This window comes from Nocardia nova NBRC 15556 (assembly GCF_001613005.1).
GTDB lineage: Bacteria > Actinomycetota > Actinomycetes > Mycobacteriales > Mycobacteriaceae > Nocardia > Nocardia nova.
The window spans coordinates 22,493-40,949 of record NZ_BDBN01000053.1 but is presented as its reverse complement, the minus strand read 5'-3'; the positions used below and the strand labels follow the sequence as shown (position 1 = coordinate 40,949).

Sequence of the window (18,457 nt, the reverse complement as noted above, 5' to 3'; positions counted from 1 at the left end):
GCTCGGCCGAATGGATCGGCGCATACCTGTTCTGGTGGTCGCGGGATTTCTGGGAGCCGGTAAGACCACGCTGCTGAACCATCTGCTGCGGCGACGCGAGGCCCGGATCGGCGTCGTGGTCAACGATTTCGGTGCGGTGAATATCGACGCCATGCTGGTCGCGGGCCAGGTGGACGCCATGGTCTCGCTGGGCAACGGCTGTGTGTGCTGTGCGGTGGACGTGACCGAACTCGACGAGATGTTCGCCCGGCTCGCCGAGCCGCGCCACGGCATCGATGTGATCGTGGTGGAGGCCAGCGGCCTCGCCGAACCTCGCAACCTGATCCGTATGGTCATCGGCAGCGACAATCCGCGCATTCGTTACGGCGGATTGATCGAGGTCGTGGACGCCGAGCATTTCGACGACAGCCGCGCCCGCCATCCCGGACTGACCACGCATCTGCGCCTGGCCGACCTGATCGTGCTGAACAAGGCCGACCGGGTGCCGGCCGCGCGGCTGGACGACCTGCGCGCGGAGATCGAGGGAATCGCCGCGGGGGTGCCGGTCTATGCCACCGCGCACGGCCGCATCGATCCGCCGCTGCTGTTCGACGTTCCCGAACGCGGCGAATCGACGGCCGCGCGGCAGTTGTCGTTCGACGAACTGCTCGACGATCACGACCACGACGCGCCTGGACACCGCCATCTGCACGACGGCTACGACAGCGTAACGTTCACCACCGCAACCGATCTCGATCCGCGCCGCCTGGTCGGATTCCTGGAGGATCCGCCGTCGGGCCTGTTCCGCGCCAAGGGCGCCACCGCGTTCGGCGTACGCGGTGAGAACCGGAAGTTCCTGCTGCACATGGTCGGCCGGCATGTGGTCTTCGAGCCGGCCGCGTGGTCGCGCGGTGAGACCCGCGAAACTCGGCTGGTACTCATCGGATCCGGTCTGGACGCGGACTCCGCCGCAACCCGGCTGCACGCCACCGCTCACACCGGACCCGAACCGCTGGACGAGCAGGCATTGCTGCCGGTGTGGCGGTACGTGCCGAGGGACGACTCGGATCAGAGCGCGTGAATCTCCGGTGCCATCTCGATGAGCCGTCGCAGGCGCGGCGGCGTCCACGGCCCGTCCGGTCCGAGAATCGCGTGGTCTATGCCCGTGGCGGCCAGGGTCTTCAAGTGGTCCAGCACCGGTCCGGGACCCGAATCGATATCCAGGGCCGTGGTGACGGTCTTCTCGATCGTGGAATAGTCGCGGCCGATCTCGTCGCACTGGCGCCGCAGCACCGCGAGTTTGTGCGCGAGGTTGTCGGCGTAGCCGCTGCCGGGAAGGTCGAACAGATTGCAGGCGTCGGCATATCGGGCCACCAGCGGCAGGGTTTTGCGTTCGCCACTGCCGCCGATCAGGATCGGCGGATGCGGGCGCTGGATCGAATTCGGTGAATTGAGCGGCCGCGCCAACTCGTAATGCTTTCCCCGATAGGGCGTCTCGTCCTCGCTCCACATGCGGTGTGCGATCTGCAGCAATTCCTCCAGTTGTTCGAAGCGCCGGGGCAGTCGCGGGAACGGAATACCCAGGCCCTCGGCCTCGAATGTGGTGCTCGGGCCCATCGGTTCCGGATCGAAGGGCGCGCCGGCGCCGACGCCGAAGATCAGGCGGCCGCCGCTGAGGACGTCGAGGGTGGTCGCGGATTTGATCAGCACGCCGGGATGGCGATACGGCACCGCCGTGACCAGCGTGCCGAGCCGGATACGGTCGGTGATGCCGGCGAGAAATCCCAGCGCGGCGTAGGCCTCGAGCATCGGCGACTCCGGCGGATGTCCGCTGATGCCGATCTGGAAGAAGTGGTCCATCACCCAGAGGCTGTCGATACCCGATGTGTCGGCTGTTTGCGCGAGTTCCGTGACCGCCGAACCGATTTCGCCGTTCGGGACGGGCCAGGAGAAGTCGGTGAGTGCGATGCCGATTTTCACGTAGATCTCCCGTTCGAAGTTGTTAGCCGGACAATGACTATAACGTGAGTCGGCTAACGAATACAATACCTCTACGCTGAACACACCATGACCGACGACGACTTCCAGACCGCGTTCTGGTCCACCAAACACGCCCTCGCGGTGGCGGCGGCGGCCGCCTACGCCCGGCACGGCGTGTACGAGGGCCAGCAGTTCATCTTGCGCCAGCTCTGGCAGGAGGACGGTCTGACGCCCGGTCAGGTGGCCAAACGGCTCGGCCTGGCAACGCCCACCGTCACCCGGGCGACCACCCGGATGGAAGCGGCCGGATTGGTCCGGCGTGAACCGCATCCGACCGACCGCCGACTGGTCCGCCTGCACCTGACCGCACGCGGGCGGGATCTGGAGCACGAGATCGAAGCCGAGAGTGCGCGACTGACCGAACGGGCGCTGACGTCGTTCAGCGCGGCCGAACGCGCCGCACTCTTCCGGGCGCTGCGCCGCATCGAGGCGAATCTCACCGAGTCCACACCGGCGGCCGAGGCGAATCCCGGCCCCGAACCACGCTGACGTCGTGGCCTAGCCGCAGGCGTTGACCCACTCGGACATGCCGTCGGCGAACAGCTGGCGCTTCCAGATCGGGACCTCGTGCTTGATGCGGTCCACCAATTCCGCGCAGGTCTGGAAGGCCTCGCGGCGGTGCGGAGCGGCGACGGCCACCGTGATCGCCAGATCGCCGACCGTCAGCTCGCCCACCCGGTGAACCGCGGCGACCGGTAGGCCGGCGGATTTCCCGACCTCGGCGCACACCCGGGTCAAGAACTTCTCCGCCTCGGGGTGAGCCGAATACTCCAGGGCCGAAACCGCCTGTCCGCCATCGTGATTGCGAACCTTACCGGTGAAGACGACGACCGCGCCGTATTCGGGGCCGGTGACCGCGCGCTCGACCTCCTCGGGCTGCAGCGGCTGATCGCTGATGCGGGTGAGCGGCGTGTACTCACTCATGGCGGCCTCCTCCGGCGACCTGGGCCAGCAGATGATCCAGCAACGGTTGCAGGACCGCGATTCCGTCGCGGACCCCGCCCGGCGAACCGGGCAGATTCACGACCACCGTAGTGCCGGACAGGCCCGCGACGCCACGGCTCAAGGCCGCCAACGGAAACGCGGCCGTACCGCGCTGGCGGATCGACTCGGCGACGCCCGGCAATTCACGATCCAGCACCGCCAGCGTCGCCTCCGGAGTGGCATCGGAGGGCGAGGCACCGGTGCCGCCGGTGGTGATCACCAGTCCCGGCGTGCCGTCGAGCGCGTCGCGCAGACCGGCCGCGATATCGGCATCGGCGTAGACCAGCGGGCCGCGCACCGAAAAGCCCAGTCCGGCAAGCCAGTCCGTCAGCACCGGACCGGTCTTGTCGACCCGGGTACCGGCCGCGACGCCGGTCGAGGCCACGACCACGACCGCCGTCCGGGAGCCCTCGCCGGCGTGCGTCGCGTGGTGTACCGCATCGCTGTGGCGCCGGCCGGCGGGAGAGTGTCCGGTCGCGGGCGCCTCGGCCGACAGCGCGACATCGTCGGACGATGCGATATCGGGCCGCTCCCAATGGCCGCGCTTACCACCGTCTTTCGTCAACAGGCGCACACCGTCCAGGACGGCCGCCGGATCCACCGCCTTCACCATGTCGTGCAGCGTGAGGCCGGCGATCGCGACCGCGGTGAGCGCCTCCATCTCGACGCCGGTGGGGCCCTTCGTCTTCGCTCGCGCCTCGATGGTGATGGCGTCCTCGTCGAAACCGAAGCGCACATCCACCGAGGACAGCGCCAGCTGATGGCACAGCGGAATCAGCTCCGAGGTCTTCTTCGCCCCCGAGATACCGGCGATGCGAGCCGTCGACAGCACATCGGCTTTCGGCAGGTCGTCCGCGCGCACCAGCGCCACCACCTCGGGCGTCGTCCGCAGCAGGCCGGCCGCCACCGCCACCCGTGTCGTCTCGGCCTTGGCGCTCACATCGACCATGCGCGCCCGGCCTTCGGCATCGACGTGCGACAAGGTGCCGGCGTCGTCTTTCCGGACAGCGTCGTCTTTCGGTACCGCGCCGGATTCGGCGTGGGACAGTTCGTTCACAGTTCGCGCACCCTCACCAGCGAACCGGCCGCCACCGTCGTGACGTCGGCCGGAATTTCGATCAGAACATCGGCCTGCGCCATCGCCGCCACGAGATGCGACCCGGGTCCCGACACCGAACGGACTCCCGCACCTTCGCGCCGGCCCCGCAGGAACTGCCGCCGGCCCGCCGGGGAACGCACCGGATCCAACAGCGCCACCTCGTAACTCGGCACCGGAGCCAACCCGCTCAGCTGCCGCAGGATCGGCCGGGCGAACACCTCGAACGACACCATCGTGCTCACCGGATTACCCGGGAAGCTCAAAACCGGAACCCCGTCGACCACACTGATGCCCTGCGGGCCGCCGGGCTGCACGGCCACCGAACCGAACTCGCCGCCGACCTCGGCCAGCACCTCCTTGACCACTTCGAAATCGCCCTGCGACACCCCACCCGAAGTGAACACCACATCCGCGGCCGCCGTCGCGATCGACAACTTGCGGCGGAACTCGCCCGGATCGTCGCGGCTGTGCGAGACATCCACCACATCGATCCCGTTGGCGCCCAACGCAGCAGCCAGCGCGATCCCGTTCGAGTTGTAGATCTGCCCCGGGCGCAACGCGACACCGGCCGACACCAGCTCGTCGCCCGTCGTCAGAACCGCCGCCCGGATCCGCCGCGCCACCGCCACCGAGCTGATGCCCACCGCCGCCAGAGCCGCGATCCGATGCGGCGACAACAACGACCCGGCCGCCACCAGCAGCTCACCGCGCCGAATGTCGGTTCCCGCCTCCCGCACGAAATCGCCTGCGTTGCGGCCGCGTTCGATCGACACGCCGCCGTCGACGGCCCGGGTGTCCTCCACCGGCACCACACAATCGGCGCCCGGCGGGATCGGCGCGCCCGTCATCACCTTGACCGCCGTCCCGTCCGGCAACCGCTCCGGGCCACCCTGACCGGCGGCCACCACACCGGCCACCGGCAGCGTCACGGGCGTCACCGCGACCGACTCCGCCCGGACCGCGTATCCGTCCATCCCCGAATTGCGGAACACCGGCAGATCCAGCGGCGACCGCACATCCTCGGCCAGCATCCGGCCCCGCACCCCGTGCAAGGCCAACTGCTCCACCTGCCGCACTGCCAGCGGTCGCAGCAGCTGTTCGATCCGCTCCCGATGATCCTCGACGGACCGAGCCACAGTCTTGGCAGGCTGACTCATAGACGTCAGCCTAGCTGTGTTATTGGCCTTCGCTTCGCTGCGGCGGGGTCTCGGCCCTCTGGGCCTCGATTTTTCACTCCTCCGCTCAGTCGCTGCGCTCCCTCGCTCCGTCGCTGCAAAATCGAGGCGGGCCGAGACCTTTGGAGTTCACCGTCGCGGGGGGTACAGACCGGATGTTCACTTGCTGCGGCGGTACTCGGTTACCTCACAGGTGTGGACTTGCGGGACGTGAGGTGGGGGCGGCCCCCATAATGGAGGAGTGACCGTCGTTCTCATGGGGATTCCCGCCGTCCGGGGCGGGCGGCCCTCGCTGGACGGACGGCCCGATACGGAGTTGCTCGTCGACAAATTCGGGCGCACGGCCCGGGATCTGCGAGTGTCGATCACCGAGAAGTGCTCGTTGCGGTGCACCTATTGCATGCCGGAGGAGGGGTTGCCGGCCATCCCCGCGGACGAATTGCTCTCGGCCGCGGAGATCGTGCGGTTGGTGGAACTCGCGGTGCGGCGCCTGGGCATCCGCGAGGTGCGGTTCACCGGCGGCGAGCCGCTGATGCGGCGCGATCTCGAGGAGATCGTCGCCGGATGCCATGCCGCCGTTCCCGACACGCCGCTGGCGATGACCAGCAACGGCATCGGGCTCGAACATCGCGCGCGCGGGCTGGCGGCCGCGGGACTCGGCCGGGTGAACGTCTCCCTCGATACGGTCGACCCCGCCGGATTCGCCCGGCTCACCCGCCGGGACCGGCTCGGCTCGGTGCTGACCGGCATCCGCGCCGCCCATGCCGCCGGTCTCTACCCGGTCAAGGTGAACGCCGTGCTGATGCGCGAAACCCTTTCCGGTGCGGTCGATCTGCTGCGATGGTGCCTGAACGAGGGATGCGAACTGCGGTTCATCGAGGAGATGCCGCTCGACGCCGACCACGAGTGGGCACGCACCAATATGGTCACCGCGGCCGAACTTCTCGACGTTCTCGGCGCGGCCTTCACCCTCACCGAGACCGGGCGTGCCGACCCCTCCGCCCCGGCGGAGACCTGGCTGGTGAACGGCGGTCCCGCCACGGTCGGCATCATCGCCTCGGTCACCCGTCAATTCTGCGGCGACTGCGACCGCACCCGCCTGACCGCCGACGGCATGGTCCGGTCCTGCCTGTTCAGCGACCAGGAATACGATCTGCGCTCCCTGCTGCGCGCCGGCGCGAGCGACGACGAAGTGGCACAGCTGTGGCGCGGCGCGATGTGGAACAAATGGGCCGGGCACGGCATCGACGCCGCCGATTTCGTCCCCCCGGAACGCACGATGGGAGCCATCGGTGGTTGAGGTCAGATATTTCGCCGCGATCGCCGACGCGGTCGGCAAATCCAGCGAACATCTGGACCTGCCCGATACGGCAACGGTCGGTGACCTGCGTACGGCATTGCGCGCGGCCTACGGAGCCGATCTCGATCCGATGCTGAAGGTCTGTGCCTATCTGGTGGGCGAGGAACTCACCCGCGACGACAGCACCCCCCTCACCGCCCGCGTCGACGTACTACCGCCGTTCGCGGGCGGCTGATCAGCGCCCGTTTCTCGAGCGGTGGGCTCGGCCCCTCAGTTCTTCCACCAGGAGTCGAGCGGCGACACCGGCACCGTCCGCTTGTGCCGGGTGTTGCAGTAGATCGTCTCGACGCGCTCGGCCACCTCCGGCGCCACGTCCTTGCCCTCGAGATAATCGTCGATCTGGGCATATTTCAGGCCGAGCGCCTCCTCGTCCGGCAGCGCCGGGCGATCGTCTTCGAGGTCGGCGGTGGGCACCTTCTCCCACAGGCTCGGCGGAGCGCCCAATTCCTGCAGCAATGCCGCACCCTGGCGCTTGGTCAAACCGGTCAGCGGAGTGATGTCGACGCCGCCGTCGCCGTGCTTGGTGAAGAAGCCGGTGACCGCCTCCGCCGCGTGGTCGGTGCCGACGACCACGAGATTCAGCTGCCCCGCGATCGCGTACTGGATGATCATCCGTTCGCGCGCTTTGATGTTGCCGCGAACGAAATCACGCAGCTCGGTCTCGTGTCCGAGCAGTTCGCGCACGCCCTCGGCGGTCGCGGCCGCCACCGCGTCGGCGCCGGGCTTCACATTGACCTCGACCACATGGTCCGGGCCGATGAAATCCAGCGCCCGCTGCGCGTCGTCGGCATCGGCCTGCGCGCCGTAGGGAAGCCGGACCGCGACGAACGTCGCCTCCTGTCCCCGGGCGCGCAACTCGTCCACGGCCAACTGGCACAGTTTGCCGGTGAGCGAACTGTCCTGACCACCGCTGATGCCGAGAACGAAACCCGTTGCCGGCGTGGAACTCAGATAGTCGGCCAGGAATTCGACGCGGCGCCGCACCTCGACCTTCGGTTCGATCTCGGCCGCGACACCCAATTCGGCGATGATCTGTTCGCGCAGGTTCCCCATGCGGGCCACTCTACTGGGCGGGTGCCACCAGTGCGCGCACCACGTTTTCCCAGTGGTCGGCGATCTGTTCGGGCCGATAACCGAGGACCCGCAGCTGATGCAGCACCAGGCCGGCGTCGAGGATCGCCAGCAGCGTATCCGCCGTCAGCGCGATATCGCCGTTCATGTCGAGCTGCCGAAGCAACAGCGACACATGGGTTTTCGAGATGTTGTACGGCGCGCTGGCGTAGCGGCCGGATTCGTCGGCGGCGCGGCGCATTTCGCCCTCCACCTCGATCCCGGCCAAACGGGCGCGACCGTAGGCGATCAGCCGCTGCAGCGGCGGGGCGCCCGGGCCCAGCGGCGGCGGCCCGAACATGAACGCCGCCTGCAGTTTCTGCTCGGACTGGTCGAGCAGCGCCAGCATGAGACCGGCCCGGTTGCCGAACCGGCGGAATACGGTGCCCTTGCCGACGCCCGCGCGCTTGGCGACCGCGTCCATCGTGACGCCGTCGGCGCCGAATTCGCGGACCAATTCCTCGGCGGCGTCGAGCAGCAGCTGCCGATTGCGTACGGCATCGCTGCGCTCGGAGTGTTCGGCTACCGGCAGCGCGGTGGTGAGCGCGGTCGGCGGGAGGTCGACGGCCACGGCCTCGAGTGGCAGCACGCCCGGACGCGGCGCGGCGGCGAAGGCCGGATCCGTGGCGCGCGGATCGGACGAATGGGACGAATTCGACGGCGTCGAATCGGGAGTGTCGCAGTTCACAGTTCGTTTACCCCATGACCCGGGAATGAAAGCGGACCGTAGTCCGGTTATCGTGTCGTGACAGCGGAAGCCACCGCCGCCCCACCGCACAAGGAGTGATCATGTCACAGACTCGCATCCTGGCTCTCGTCGGCAGCTTGCGCGCCGGTTCGATCAACCGGCAGCTGGCCGAGGCTGCCGCCCAGACCGCCCCGGAAGGTGTCGAGGTCGATATCTACGACGGTCTCGGAAATGTTCCGTTCTACAACGAGGACATCGACGTACCGGGTCAGGTGCCGGCGCCGGCGCAGGCGCTGCGTGACGCCGTCGCCGCCGCCGACGCCCTGGTGCTGTTCGTCCCCGAATACAACGGAACGATCCCGGCCGTGCTGAAGAATGCGATCGACTGGGCCTCGCGGCCCTACGGCGCCGGTTCGATCAAGGACAAGCCGGTCGCCGTGATCAGCGCCTCGATCAGCCAGAACGCCGCGAAGTGGGCGCACGGCGACACGGTGAAGGCGGTAGGTGTGGCCGGCGGCACCGTCGTGGAGAGCGCGCACCTGCACTTCGGCACCATCGGCCAGCGCTTCGGCGAGGCGCATCCGCGCGAGGACGCCGAGGCTCTGACCCAGCTCGCCGCCGCGGTCACCGAACTGGTCGCCGCGCGGGAATCGGTCAACGCCTGAGCCCGAGACGGTAACCGGCTCGAGCCGTTCCGAGGGGCCGCACCCGATGGTGTGGCCCCTCGGTGGCGTCGGGGGCCATCGGCTACGAGGGGCGGCGACGTGACCGGCGTCCTAACGCTCCCGTCGCACACCTCTATAGGATATGAAAACCATTTCCAATAGGAGGTCCTCATGAAGGTCCGGAATTCACTGCGTTCGCTGAAGGACAAGCCGGGCGCTCAGGTGGTGCGACGCCGTGGCAAGACCTATGTGATCAACAAGAAGGAGCCGCGGTTCAAGGCTCGCCAGGGCTGATCCGGCTCGGCTGCGACACGCCGAAGTAGCCGCCGAATGCCGCGTTCGTTCCCCGGAACGGGCGCGGCATTCGGTCGTTTCGGATGTGCCCAGACGGGCCTGTTGAGATCCCTGTGGCCGATGTGACCAGAGGTGGTATTGGGTTTGCTGAGAGAGAGCTGCGACATGAAATCGTGATCTGCGCCACTGTCGTGTCGGGTTGCGAATCGACTGTCCTGGTACTTACGGCCGTCGAATTTCATCTTTGTGGTTCGCAACATGTCGTGTTGTATGAATCTGTCGGCCACTAGGTGTAGTGTCTACGGCACTGGAAGGGGAGACGGATTCCGAGCCGATCACAGCACTGTGATCACCGGTGGTGCCCCTACTTCCAGGGGTTTGCGCAGTACCAGATGGATCGTGCTCAGTACGGATGCTCACAGCAGATGGCGTACCGATTCAAGGCTGCATCGGATAAGGCAAGGAGAGAGGGTCACCCATGAGTATCACGGTCTACACCAAGCCCGCTTGTGTCCAGTGCAACGCCACCTACCGCGCGCTCGACAAGGCCGGTGTGGAGTACGAGGTCGTCGATATCTCCGAGAACCCCGAGGCCCGCGACTATGTGATGGCGCTGGGATATCTGCAGGCCCCCGTCGTCGTCGCCGGCGACGAGCACTGGTCCGGTTTCCGTCCGGACCGCATCAAGTCCCTGGTGACCGCCGCGGCCTGATCCGCTCCGGTCACCGTTCGTCCGACGAGCAGAGTAAGGGGGAGTGGGATGGCTGGGTTGTCCGGGGAAGGAACCCAATCGACGCCCGCTCTGGTCTACTTCTCGAGCGCGTCGGAGAACACGCACCGCTTCGTCGAACGGCTGGGTTTGCCGGCCGTTCGCATTCCGCTCCACACCGCCGATTCGCTGCGCGTCGACACGCCCTATGTGCTGATCTGCCCCACCTACGGTGGCGGCCGGCACGTGTTCGACGCGCAGCGCGGCGAGGGGGCAGCCGGTCGCTCGGACAAGGAATTCGTCCCCAGGCAGGTGGCGAAATTCCTCAACGATCCGCATAATCGTGCGCTGTTGCGCGGGGTGATCGCGGCCGGCAACACGAACTTCGGCGATACGTATTGCTATGCGGGAGAGGTCATCTCGCGCAAATGCGGGGTGCCGTACCTGTATCGCTTCGAACTGATGGGAACCGCCGAGGACGTCGAGCGCGTCCGAGAGGGATTGGGATTGTTTTGGCAACGACAACAGCACCGGCCGGAAAGACGGCCCGCCTAGAGCGCCCGGTCAGCACCGAGACCTCGACCGAGGGCCTGGACTACCACGCGCTCAACGCGATGCTGAACCTGTACGGACCCAACGGTGAGATCCAGTTCGACAAGGATGTCGCCGCCGCCCGGCAGTACTTCCTGCAGCATGTCAACCAGAACACCGTCTTCTTCCACAACCTCGACGAGAAGCTCGACTACCTCGTGGAGGAGAACTACTACGAGCCCGAGGTTCTCGACCAGTACAGCCGTGCGTTCGTCAAGAAGCTGTTCCAGCAGGCCTACGCCAAGAAGTTCCGGTTCCCCACCTTCCTCGGCGCGTTCAAGTACTACACGTCCTACACGCTCAAGACCTTCGACGGGAAGCGCTATCTCGAGCGGTTCGAGGACCGGGTCTGCATGGTCGCGCTGACCCTGGCCGCCGGCGACGAGATCCTCGCCCAGCAGCTGGTCGAGGAGATCATCGACGGCCGCTTCCAGCCGGCCACCCCGACGTTCCTGAACTCGGGCAAGAAGCAGCGCGGCGAACCGGTCTCGTGCTTCCTGCTGCGCATCGAGGACAATATGGAGTCCATCGGGCGCTCCATCAACTCGGCGCTGCAGCTGTCCAAGCGCGGCGGCGGAGTCGCGTTGCTGCTGAGCAACATTCGCGAGCACGGTGCGCCGATCAAGAAGATCGAGAACCAGTCCTCCGGCGTCATCCCCATCATGAAGCTGCTCGAGGACTCCTTCTCCTACGCCAATCAGCTCGGCGCGCGTCAGGGCGCGGGCGCGGTGTACCTGCACGCGCACCACCCCGACATCTACCGCTTCCTCGACACCAAGCGGGAGAACGCGGACGAGAAGATCCGCATCAAGACGCTCTCGCTGGGTGTGGTGATCCCCGACATCACCTTCGAGCTGGCGAAGAAGAACGAGGACATGTACCTGTTCTCGCCCTACGACGTCGAGCGCATCTACGGCGTGCCGTTCGCCGATATCGACGTCACCGAGAAGTACTACGAGATGGTCGACGACAAGCGCATCCGCAAGTCGAAGATCAACGCCCGCGAGTTCTTCCAGACCATCGCCGAGCTGCAGTTCGAATCCGGTTACCCCTACATCATGTTCGAGGACACGGTGAACCGGGCCAACCCGATCAAGGGCAAGATCACCCACTCCAACCTGTGCTCGGAGATCCTGCAGGTCTCCACGCCGTCGGTGTTCAACGACGACCTGTCCTACGCGGAGGTCGGCAAGGACATCTCCTGCAACCTGGGCTCGCTCAATATCGCCAAGGCGATGGACTCACCGGATTTCGGGCAGACCATCGAGGTCGCGATCCGGGCGCTGACCGCGGTCTCGGATCAGACCCACATCTATTCGGTGCCCTCGATCGAGCAGGGCAACAACGAATCCCACGCCATCGGCCTGGGCCAGATGAACCTGCACGGGTATCTGGCGCGCGAGCGGGTCCACTACGGATCCGAAGAAGGTGTGGACTTCACCAACATCTACTTCTATACCGTCGCCTATCACGCGGTGCGTGCCTCCAACAAGCTCGCCATCGAGCGCGGCACGGCCTTCGGCGGCTTCCCGGAATCCAAGTACGCCAGCGGCGAATACTTCGACAAGTACACCGAACAGGCATGGGAGCCGAAGACCGATCGCGTGCGGGAGATCTTCGCCGAAGCGGGCGTGCACATCCCGACCCAGGAGGACTGGCTCGAGCTGAAGGCCTCGGTCATGGAGCACGGCATCTACAACCAGAACCTGCAAGCGGTGCCGCCGACCGGGTCGATCTCCTACATCAACCACTCCACCAGCTCGATCCACCCGGTGGCGTCGAAGATCGAGATCCGCAAGGAAGGCAAGATCGGCCGCGTCTACTATCCGGCGCCCTACCTGACCAACGACAATCTCGAATACTTCGCCGACGCCTACGACATCGGCTACGAGAAGATCATCGACACCTACGCCGCGGCCACCCAGCACGTGGACCAGGGCCTGTCGCTGACCCTGTTCTTCAAGGACAGCGCCACCACCCGCGACGTCAACAAGGCCCAGATCTACGCCTGGCGCAAGGGAATCAAGACCCTGTACTACATCCGCATCCGGCAGATGGCGTTGCAAGGGACTGAAATTGAGAATTGCGTTTCCTGTATGTTGTGATGTGTAGCACATAGAAGACTCGATGCGGGGGGTCGATGGGTGAGCCGAAACATGGTGTCATCTACGGAGTTCGCCTCCGCACCGAGTACGACTATCGCTATATAGGGTTGACGACGAAGTCGGAGCATGTACGGCTCCGGCAACACTTCAAGGAAGCCGGTGCGGGTCGCAAGACGCCGTTTTACGACTGGCTGCGCAAACAGGACCGAGATGCCGTCATTGCGGATGTCCTGGACTGGGTATACGGCCTCCAGGATCTGGGACGCGCTGAGATCGCGTGGATCGCTTATCTACGGAAAGAAGGCCAGCCACTCCTCAACCTTTCCGAGGGCGGACTGGGGCCAGTAGGTGTGATCTGGACCGCGGAAATGCGGGAGGCCGCGCGGATTCGGTCGACCGGTCGTCAGGGTGTGAGTCGTTTCGGCGAAGAGAATCCGTTTTTCGGGCGTACGCATTCGGCGTCGCAGCGCGTGAAATGGTCGATGGACCGCAAAGGCTCTTTTCAGGGTGAAGCGAATCCCAACTTCGGGAAGTTCGGCGCCGCGCACCCGGGATTCGGCCATGCTATGCCGGAAGAATCGCGTCGGCGTCTTTCGGAGATGCGCATGGGCGCAGGAAACCCGAACTTCGGGCGGACCGCCAGTGCCGAGACTCGGGCGAAGATGTCCGCCGTCCGGAAGGGGCGGCCGATGCCTTCGAGCAGGCGCAATGCCCACACGCGACATCACACGAACAAGGGTGTCTTCAAGGAGACATGTCGATATTGCGTCGAGGATACGGCCGATACGAAGGACGAGTGAGGGAGGCGGCGGCCGTACTGATCACCCCTCGCTCGGTACATGCGCGAAACCGAAGTTTCGTGGTTCGGCGCGGCGGCGGTTGGGGGTGTAGCCTGCATGCGGGCGCTGTGCGTCCGGGCGATGACCAGGCGACGAGGCGGGTCATCGGGGTGCCGGGAGGGCATCGAAATTCTCTGACGGTGTAGTGCGGGCGATGAGGAGGTGGGTGGCTGTGCGTAGCGAACCCCCGAGTCGAAGGCCGCGCGGCGCCGTCCTCCTGTTCTGCCGGTAGAGCTTTCGGTGGCGAGGTCGGTGCCTCGCGGTGTGATCCGTGATCCCGTACCCACTCGCAGTATGCCGAGGTTCTGTCATGTCGACCGATCTGTTCTTTGCCGCGCCCGCACGCCCGGATGTCCCGGATGAGGGTCGTCCGGCCACCGAGTCCGCGCTGTACCACGCCGGCGCGGAGGCTGGTCGAGCGTCCGCCGGCGAGAAACACGCCACCGAAGCGGGGGTGCACGACACGTGTGCCGCCGACGCAAGCGGACACGATGCGGCCCGCACGGCGGAAACGGCTGTCGCCGAACAGCATTCGGATCACGACTCGCTCCGCGACCTCATCGACGACCGCCGCGTCGACGCCGCGCTGACCTGGCTGGACGACCACGCCCCACACCGGATCGCCGACGAACTCGCGCGCATGGACGCCGTGCACGCCGGCATCGCGTTCCGGCTGCTGGACAAGGACCACGCGCTGGCGGTGTTCGAGGAGCTCGAGCCGGTGGACCAGCAGCAGATCTTGTCCGGGATGCGTGATCAGAGCTTCCGGGAACTGGTGGAGGGGATGGACCCCGACGACCGCGCCCGGATGCTGCGCGAGGCCCCCGCGACGGTCGCCAAGAAGGTGCTGGCCGGGCTGAGCCCGCGCGAACGGCGGATGACCGCGGCGCTGCTCGGCTATCCCGAGGGATCGGTCGGTCGCTACATGACCCCGGAAGTCGTTGCGCTGCACTGTGATCTGACCGTCGAACAGGCGCTGCGGGTGGTTCGGGCCAAGGGCGCGCACGCGGAGACGGTGTACACCCTGCCGGTGGTGGACGGCGGTCGCCGGCTCACCGGCGTGGTCGAGATGCGGGAACTGGTTCTCAGCGATCCGGAGACGATGCTGACCGAACTCGTCGTCACCGCACCGGTTTTCGCCCGCGCGACCGACGCCGCGGAGAAGGCCGCGCGGCTCATGCGCGAGACCAACCTGATCAACCTGCCGGTCGTCGACAGCGAAGACCGGCTGGTTGGACTGCTGACCATCGACGACGCGGTCGAGGTCATCGAGGCCGCCGACAGTGAGGATGTGGCGCGGCAGGCCGGCGCCAGCCCGTGGTCCGGGCACTACATGGCCGCCGGTGTGTTCCAGCTGGCCCGCTACCGCGCGATGTGGTTGTTGTTGCTGCTGGTCGCGGCCACCCTGACGGTCACGGTGACCGACGCGTTCGAGGCGACGCTCGCCCAGGCCGCGCATCTCGCGTTGTTCATTCCGCTCCTGATCGGCGCGGGCGGCAATGCCGGTGCGCAGGCGGCGACCTCGTGTGTGCGGGCATTGGCCGTGGGAGAGGTGCGGGTGTCGGATCTGCTGAAGGTCATCTGGCGTGAATGCCGGGTCGGCCTGGTGCTGGGGTCGATGCTCGCGGTGGTCGGCATGGTGATCGGCGCGGCGTTCGTCGGCGCGCAGATCGCGCTGGTCGTCGGCATCACCCTGGTGATCATCTGTGGCTGGGCCGCGACCATCGGCGGCACGATGCCGTTGCTGGCCAAGAAATTGCGCATCGACCCGGCGGTGATCTCCGCGCCCATGGTGACGACGCTGGTCGATGCGACCGGGCTGGTCATCTACTTCACGACGGCGAAGCTCGTACTCGGCATCTGAGTCGGGACCGCGGGCGGCGACGGTACCGTCCGCTGTCGACGACAGCCGTCCGCGATGCTCGCCGGGGGTACCCGTCGCCGGGGCGTGGTCGTACGAGCGATCCGGGGAGATGGGGCGAAACCGATTCGGCGGCAATGCTTTACGGTACGTCGTGAATGATCGGGCGACGTTGGCGGCGAACAGGTACTGGATGGCCTTCTCTCGGTAGCAAGCCACCCTCCCAGCCGGTGAGACTGTCTCCACGCGAAGTGATTCCGAGGTGGCGTGCCTCGATGCCGCAGTGGGAGAGAAGGAAAAGCGCATGACGACATATGTTCTGGCGCCCGGCGGGTGGAAGGGTTCCTGGTCGTTCGAGGCGGTGGTTCCGCTGCTGGAGCGCGCCGGTCATACCGTCCACGCCCTGACCCTGACCGGTCTGCGGCCGGACGACGATACCGCGACGGTCGCGACCGCCAACCTCGACACCCACGCCGACGACGTCGTGCGGTTCATCGACCGCGCCCACCTGACCGATGTGACGCTGGTCGGGCACAGCTACGGCGGGATGGTGATCGCCGCTGCGGCCGACCGTGCCGGCGGCCGGATCGCGCGCCTGGTGCATCTCGACGCGTACGTCCCCCGGGACGGCGAATCGTGCTGGTCGGCGATGAACGACTACTTCCGGCAGGTGATCGCCGACGGCGCCGCGACCACCGGTTATGCCGTCCGCCCACCGGGCAACGGCGATCCGCGCCGCCGCCCCCACCCGCTCGCCTCGTTCCTGCAGACAATCCGGCTCACCGGCGCATTCGCCCGAGTTCCCCGCCGGGAGTTCGTCTACTGCTCGGGCTGGGAAGACCGCACCCCGTTCGCCGAACAGCGCACCCGGCTCGAAGCCGACCCCGGGTGGGTGGTCCACGACCTCCCCACCGGCCACGATGCCATGCACGAGGCTCCGGAGGCCGTCGCCGAACTGCTGCTGAGCGAGTGAAATATGCACACATCGCCGATGCGCTCATCAGTTCAGTCGTAGGAGACCGGCGTCGGTGGCTCCGAAACCGCATGCATCGCGGTAGAAGCTGCGCAGATGTGGTTCGTAATCGACGTGGAGCCATTCGATTCCGAGCTCGCGCAGGTCGCCGACCAGGGCGTTCACCAGGCCGGATCCGATGCTCTGCCGACGGAGATCCGGGGCGACCGCGGTGTCGAGGAGGAACGCGTGGCTCCCACCGTCCCACGCCGCGTGCACGAACCCGACGAGTCGAGCACCCACGAACGCGCCGACCCATGACCGGCTGTGCCGTTCCAAGCGCGCCTTCCAGGGCACCACGGTCCGGTCACCGCCGAATGCATCCGCGTGCAGCCGCGAGAGGGCCTCGTCGTCGACGGCGAAACGTATGCGGAGATCAACGGTCATGAGGCATCCTCTCGGAGCAAGTGGCGCGATGAACCCGGGGGCGTCATCCCGGCAGGCGGTATCAACTCTGTTGTAGCGCGAACTTTTCGTGCAAACCTCCATGAGATTGTGAGAAAACCGCTGAAGCCGAGGAGGTTTGCACGATTAGTGCGCCGCCCGCATGCGTTCACCGCCGCCGGTCGGGGCGCTGAGCCCGGTCGGGAGCACCCGCCAGGCCTCATCGATGTCCGCCGGAATGTGCTCTGCGGGGATCGACCGGCACGTCCCGGTATTGGATCGCATTAGCAAACTCTCGGCATCGTTGCTGCGATCGTGGCGGCGGCAGTAGCCTGTGCATCGCGCGCTCGTCATTCGCTCTCGGCCGCGGTGTGGAACTTCCCACCCCGGAACGCATTTGCCCAGGACATGGGAGACACAAGCCCTTGTGTTGTGCTGAGCGGCGGCCCACTAGGAGTAGTGTCCGAGCGTACAATGACCGGCGAAGCGGGAAGGGTGAGTGAGCGGGCGTGAAGCTGATCGATCGAGTGTCTGCGATCAACTGGAATCGGGTGCCCGACGAGAAGGATGCCGAGGTCTGGGACCGGCTCGTCGGCAACTTCTGGTTGCCGGAGAAGGTTCCGGTGTCCAACGACATTCCGTCGTGGAACACGCTGAACGCGCACGAGAAGCAGTTGACCATGCGCGTGTTCACGGGGCTGACCCTGCTGGACACCATTCAGGGCACCGTCGGCGCGGTGAGCCTGATTCCGGACGCGCGCACCCCGCACGAAGAGGCGGTGCTGACCAACATCGCGTTCATGGAGTCGGTACACGCCAAGAGCTACAGCTCCATCTTCTCCACGCTGTGCTCGACCCGCGAGATCGACGACGCCTTCCGCTGGTCGGAGGAGAACCCGAATCTGCAGCGCAAGGCCGAGATCGTGCTCGAGTACTACCGGGGCGACGAGCCGCTCAAGCGCAAGGTGGCCTCCACGCTGCTGGAGAGCTTCCTGTTCTACTCCGGGTTCTATCTGCCGATGTACTGGTCCTCGCGCGCCAAGCTCACCAACACCGCCGACCTGATCCGGCTGATCATTCGTGACGAGGCCGTGCACGGCTACTACATCGGCTACAAGTACCAGAAGGGGCTCGAGGACCTCACCCAGCCCGAGCGCGACGAGCTCAAGAACTACACCTTCGAGCTGCTGTTCGAGCTGTACGAGAACGAGGTCGAATACACCCAGGACCTCTACGACGAGGTCGGCCTCACCGAGGACGTCAAGAAGTTCCTGCGCTACAACGCCAACAAGGCGCTGATGAACCTCGGTTACGAGGGCCTGTTCCCGCGCGACGAGACCGACGTCAACCCGGCCATCCTGTCGGCGCTGTCCCCGAACGCCGACGAGAACCACGACTTCTTCTCCGGCTCCGGTTCCAGCTACGTCATCGGCAAGGCGGTCAACACCGAAGACGAGGACTGGGAGTTCTGAACTCGGTTCGACCATGAAGGGCCCGGACGCAGACTTCTGCGTCCGGGCTCGTTCGTTCTGGGCCCCTCGCGAGCTTTGCCCAGCCCAGCC

The 18,457-nt window shown here is 66.4% G+C and carries 20 protein-coding genes; 13 read left to right on the top strand and 7 right to left on the bottom strand.

Annotated elements, in window-relative coordinates; all coding sequences use genetic code 11:
- The first annotated feature begins 10 nt into the window (after window positions 1-10).
- Window positions 11-1,060 carry a CobW family GTP-binding protein gene (locus NN2_RS21445; protein WP_063015670.1) on the top strand — a complete coding sequence of 350 codons (1,050 nt, stop codon included), beginning with the start codon at window positions 11-13 and terminating at the stop codon, window positions 1,058-1,060.
- On the opposite strand, the gene NN2_RS21440 is transcribed toward NN2_RS21445, so the two are convergent.
- Complete coding sequence (locus NN2_RS21440) at window positions 1,048-1,959, bottom strand: LLM class F420-dependent oxidoreductase (protein ID WP_063015669.1); 912 nt, start codon at window positions 1,957-1,959, stop codon at window positions 1,048-1,050. The genes NN2_RS21445 and NN2_RS21440 overlap by 13 nt on opposite strands.
- A gap of 87 nt (window positions 1,960-2,046) precedes the next feature.
- On the opposite strand from NN2_RS21440, the gene NN2_RS21435 reads away from it, so the two are divergent.
- Window positions 2,047-2,508: a MarR family winged helix-turn-helix transcriptional regulator gene (locus NN2_RS21435; RefSeq protein ID WP_030515653.1), complete on the top strand. Its 462-nt coding sequence runs from the start codon at window positions 2,047-2,049 to the stop codon at window positions 2,506-2,508.
- 9 nt (window positions 2,509-2,517) lie between these two features.
- On the opposite strand, the gene NN2_RS21430 is transcribed toward NN2_RS21435, so the two are convergent.
- The 3 genes from NN2_RS21430 to NN2_RS21420 form a co-directional block, all read right to left on the bottom strand.
- Window positions 2,518-2,943, bottom strand: a complete 426-nt coding sequence (locus NN2_RS21430) for a molybdenum cofactor biosynthesis protein MoaE (RefSeq protein ID WP_063015668.1) — start codon at window positions 2,941-2,943, stop codon at window positions 2,518-2,520.
- Entirely contained in the window at window positions 2,936-3,952 is a 1,017-nt protein-coding gene (gene moaCB / locus NN2_RS21425) for a bifunctional molybdenum cofactor biosynthesis protein MoaC/MoaB (RefSeq protein ID WP_063015693.1), read from the bottom strand. The genes NN2_RS21430 and moaCB overlap by 8 nt, the downstream gene beginning before the upstream one ends.
- 104 nt (window positions 3,953-4,056) lie before the next feature.
- Window positions 4,057-5,259 carry a molybdopterin molybdotransferase MoeA gene (locus tag NN2_RS21420; protein ID WP_063015667.1) on the bottom strand — a complete coding sequence of 401 codons (1,203 nt, stop codon included), beginning with the start codon at window positions 5,257-5,259 and terminating at the stop codon, window positions 4,057-4,059.
- A gap of 259 nt (window positions 5,260-5,518) precedes the next feature.
- On the opposite strand from NN2_RS21420, the gene moaA reads away from it, so the two are divergent.
- Both moaA and NN2_RS21410 read left to right on the top strand, forming a co-directional pair.
- Window positions 5,519-6,577: a GTP 3',8-cyclase MoaA gene (gene moaA / locus NN2_RS21415; RefSeq protein WP_063015666.1), complete on the top strand. Its 1,059-nt coding sequence runs from the start codon at window positions 5,519-5,521 to the stop codon at window positions 6,575-6,577.
- Window positions 6,570-6,812, top strand: coding sequence for a MoaD/ThiS family protein (locus NN2_RS21410; protein WP_063015665.1), 243 nt, complete (start codon window positions 6,570-6,572; stop codon window positions 6,810-6,812). The genes moaA and NN2_RS21410 overlap by 8 nt, the downstream gene beginning before the upstream one ends.
- 35 nt (window positions 6,813-6,847) lie before the next feature.
- On the opposite strand, the gene nadE is transcribed toward NN2_RS21410, so the two are convergent.
- The gene (gene nadE, locus NN2_RS21405) at window positions 6,848-7,690 is read right to left on the bottom strand and encodes an NAD(+) synthase (RefSeq protein WP_063015692.1); all 843 of its coding nucleotides are present in this window, start codon (window positions 7,688-7,690) and stop codon (window positions 6,848-6,850) included.
- Window positions 7,691-7,700: 10 nt separating this feature from the next.
- Window positions 7,701-8,318 carry a TetR/AcrR family transcriptional regulator gene (locus NN2_RS21400; protein WP_227462829.1) on the bottom strand — a complete coding sequence of 206 codons (618 nt, stop codon included), beginning with the start codon at window positions 8,316-8,318 and terminating at the stop codon, window positions 7,701-7,703.
- Window positions 8,319-8,536: 218 nt separating this feature from the next.
- On the opposite strand from NN2_RS21400, the gene NN2_RS21395 reads away from it, so the two are divergent.
- The 8 genes from NN2_RS21395 to NN2_RS21360 all read left to right on the top strand — a co-directional run bounded on the left by NN2_RS21395 (window position 8,537) and on the right by NN2_RS21360 (window position 16,472).
- Complete coding sequence (locus tag NN2_RS21395) at window positions 8,537-9,100, top strand: NAD(P)H-dependent oxidoreductase (RefSeq protein WP_063015691.1); 564 nt, start codon at window positions 8,537-8,539, stop codon at window positions 9,098-9,100.
- A 171-nt stretch (window positions 9,101-9,271) separates the two neighbouring features.
- Window positions 9,272-9,394, top strand: a complete 123-nt coding sequence (gene ykgO / locus NN2_RS21390) for a type B 50S ribosomal protein L36 (protein WP_036504093.1) — start codon at window positions 9,272-9,274, stop codon at window positions 9,392-9,394.
- Window positions 9,395-9,872: 478 nt separating this feature from the next.
- Complete coding sequence (locus NN2_RS21385) at window positions 9,873-10,106, top strand: redoxin NrdH (protein ID WP_030515663.1); 234 nt, start codon at window positions 9,873-9,875, stop codon at window positions 10,104-10,106.
- A 48-nt stretch (window positions 10,107-10,154) separates the two neighbouring features.
- Entirely contained in the window at window positions 10,155-10,658 is a 504-nt protein-coding gene (nrdI, locus tag NN2_RS21380; protein WP_051756104.1) for a class Ib ribonucleoside-diphosphate reductase assembly flavoprotein NrdI, read from the top strand.
- Between the two features lie 35 nt (window positions 10,659-10,693).
- On the top strand, window positions 10,694-12,799 hold the full coding sequence (gene nrdE, locus NN2_RS21375; RefSeq protein ID WP_218022046.1) for a class 1b ribonucleoside-diphosphate reductase subunit alpha: 2,106 nt from the start codon (window positions 10,694-10,696) through the stop codon (window positions 12,797-12,799).
- Window positions 12,800-12,834: 35 nt separating this feature from the next.
- On the top strand, window positions 12,835-13,599 hold the full coding sequence (locus tag NN2_RS21370; RefSeq protein WP_063015663.1) for an NUMOD3 domain-containing DNA-binding protein: 765 nt from the start codon (window positions 12,835-12,837) through the stop codon (window positions 13,597-13,599).
- Between the two features lie 349 nt (window positions 13,600-13,948).
- Complete coding sequence (mgtE, locus tag NN2_RS21365; protein WP_245658801.1) at window positions 13,949-15,502, top strand: magnesium transporter; 1,554 nt, start codon at window positions 13,949-13,951, stop codon at window positions 15,500-15,502.
- A gap of 301 nt (window positions 15,503-15,803) precedes the next feature.
- Complete coding sequence (locus NN2_RS21360; RefSeq protein ID WP_063015662.1) at window positions 15,804-16,472, top strand: alpha/beta fold hydrolase; 669 nt, start codon at window positions 15,804-15,806, stop codon at window positions 16,470-16,472.
- 27 nt (window positions 16,473-16,499) lie between these two features.
- Here NN2_RS21360 and NN2_RS21355 read toward each other — a convergent pair whose 3' ends face one another.
- Window positions 16,500-16,898, bottom strand: coding sequence for a GNAT family N-acetyltransferase (locus tag NN2_RS21355; protein ID WP_063015661.1), 399 nt, complete (start codon window positions 16,896-16,898; stop codon window positions 16,500-16,502).
- A 506-nt stretch (window positions 16,899-17,404) separates the two neighbouring features.
- On the opposite strand from NN2_RS21355, the gene nrdF reads away from it, so the two are divergent.
- Window positions 17,405-18,367, top strand: a complete 963-nt coding sequence (gene nrdF, locus NN2_RS21350) for a class 1b ribonucleoside-diphosphate reductase subunit beta (RefSeq protein ID WP_030515669.1) — start codon at window positions 17,405-17,407, stop codon at window positions 18,365-18,367.
- Window positions 18,368-18,457: the final 90 nt, after the last annotated feature.

What these genes read in the sequence shown, in the direction of transcription:
- NN2_RS21445 (WP_063015670.1), top strand. Translation starts at nt 11, where the DNA reads ATGGATCGGCGCATACCTGTTCTGGTGGTCGCGGGATTTCTGGGAGCC.
- NN2_RS21435 (WP_030515653.1), top strand. Translation starts at nt 2,047, where the DNA reads ATGACCGACGACGACTTCCAGACCGCGTTCTGGTCCACCAAACACGCC.
- NN2_RS21430 (WP_063015668.1), bottom strand. Translation starts at nt 2,943, where the DNA reads ATGAGTGAGTACACGCCGCTCACCCGCATCAGCGATCAGCCGCTGCAG.
- moaCB (WP_063015693.1), bottom strand. Translation starts at nt 3,952, where the DNA reads ATGGTCGATGTGAGCGCCAAGGCCGAGACGACACGGGTGGCGGTGGCG.
- NN2_RS21420 (WP_063015667.1), bottom strand. Translation starts at nt 5,259, where the DNA reads ATGAGTCAGCCTGCCAAGACTGTGGCTCGGTCCGTCGAGGATCATCGG.
- nadE (WP_063015692.1), bottom strand. Translation starts at nt 7,690, where the DNA reads ATGGGGAACCTGCGCGAACAGATCATCGCCGAATTGGGTGTCGCGGCC.
- NN2_RS21395 (WP_063015691.1), top strand. Translation starts at nt 8,537, where the DNA reads ATGTCACAGACTCGCATCCTGGCTCTCGTCGGCAGCTTGCGCGCCGGT.
- ykgO (WP_036504093.1), top strand. Translation starts at nt 9,272, where the DNA reads ATGAAGGTCCGGAATTCACTGCGTTCGCTGAAGGACAAGCCGGGCGCT.
- NN2_RS21385 (WP_030515663.1), top strand. Translation starts at nt 9,873, where the DNA reads ATGAGTATCACGGTCTACACCAAGCCCGCTTGTGTCCAGTGCAACGCC.
- nrdI (WP_051756104.1), top strand. Translation starts at nt 10,155, where the DNA reads ATGGCTGGGTTGTCCGGGGAAGGAACCCAATCGACGCCCGCTCTGGTC.
- NN2_RS21370 (WP_063015663.1), top strand. Translation starts at nt 12,835, where the DNA reads ATGGGTGAGCCGAAACATGGTGTCATCTACGGAGTTCGCCTCCGCACC.
- mgtE (WP_245658801.1), top strand. Translation starts at nt 13,949, where the DNA reads ATGTCGACCGATCTGTTCTTTGCCGCGCCCGCACGCCCGGATGTCCCG.
- NN2_RS21360 (WP_063015662.1), top strand. Translation starts at nt 15,804, where the DNA reads ATGACGACATATGTTCTGGCGCCCGGCGGGTGGAAGGGTTCCTGGTCG.
- NN2_RS21355 (WP_063015661.1), bottom strand. Translation starts at nt 16,898, where the DNA reads ATGACCGTTGATCTCCGCATACGTTTCGCCGTCGACGACGAGGCCCTC.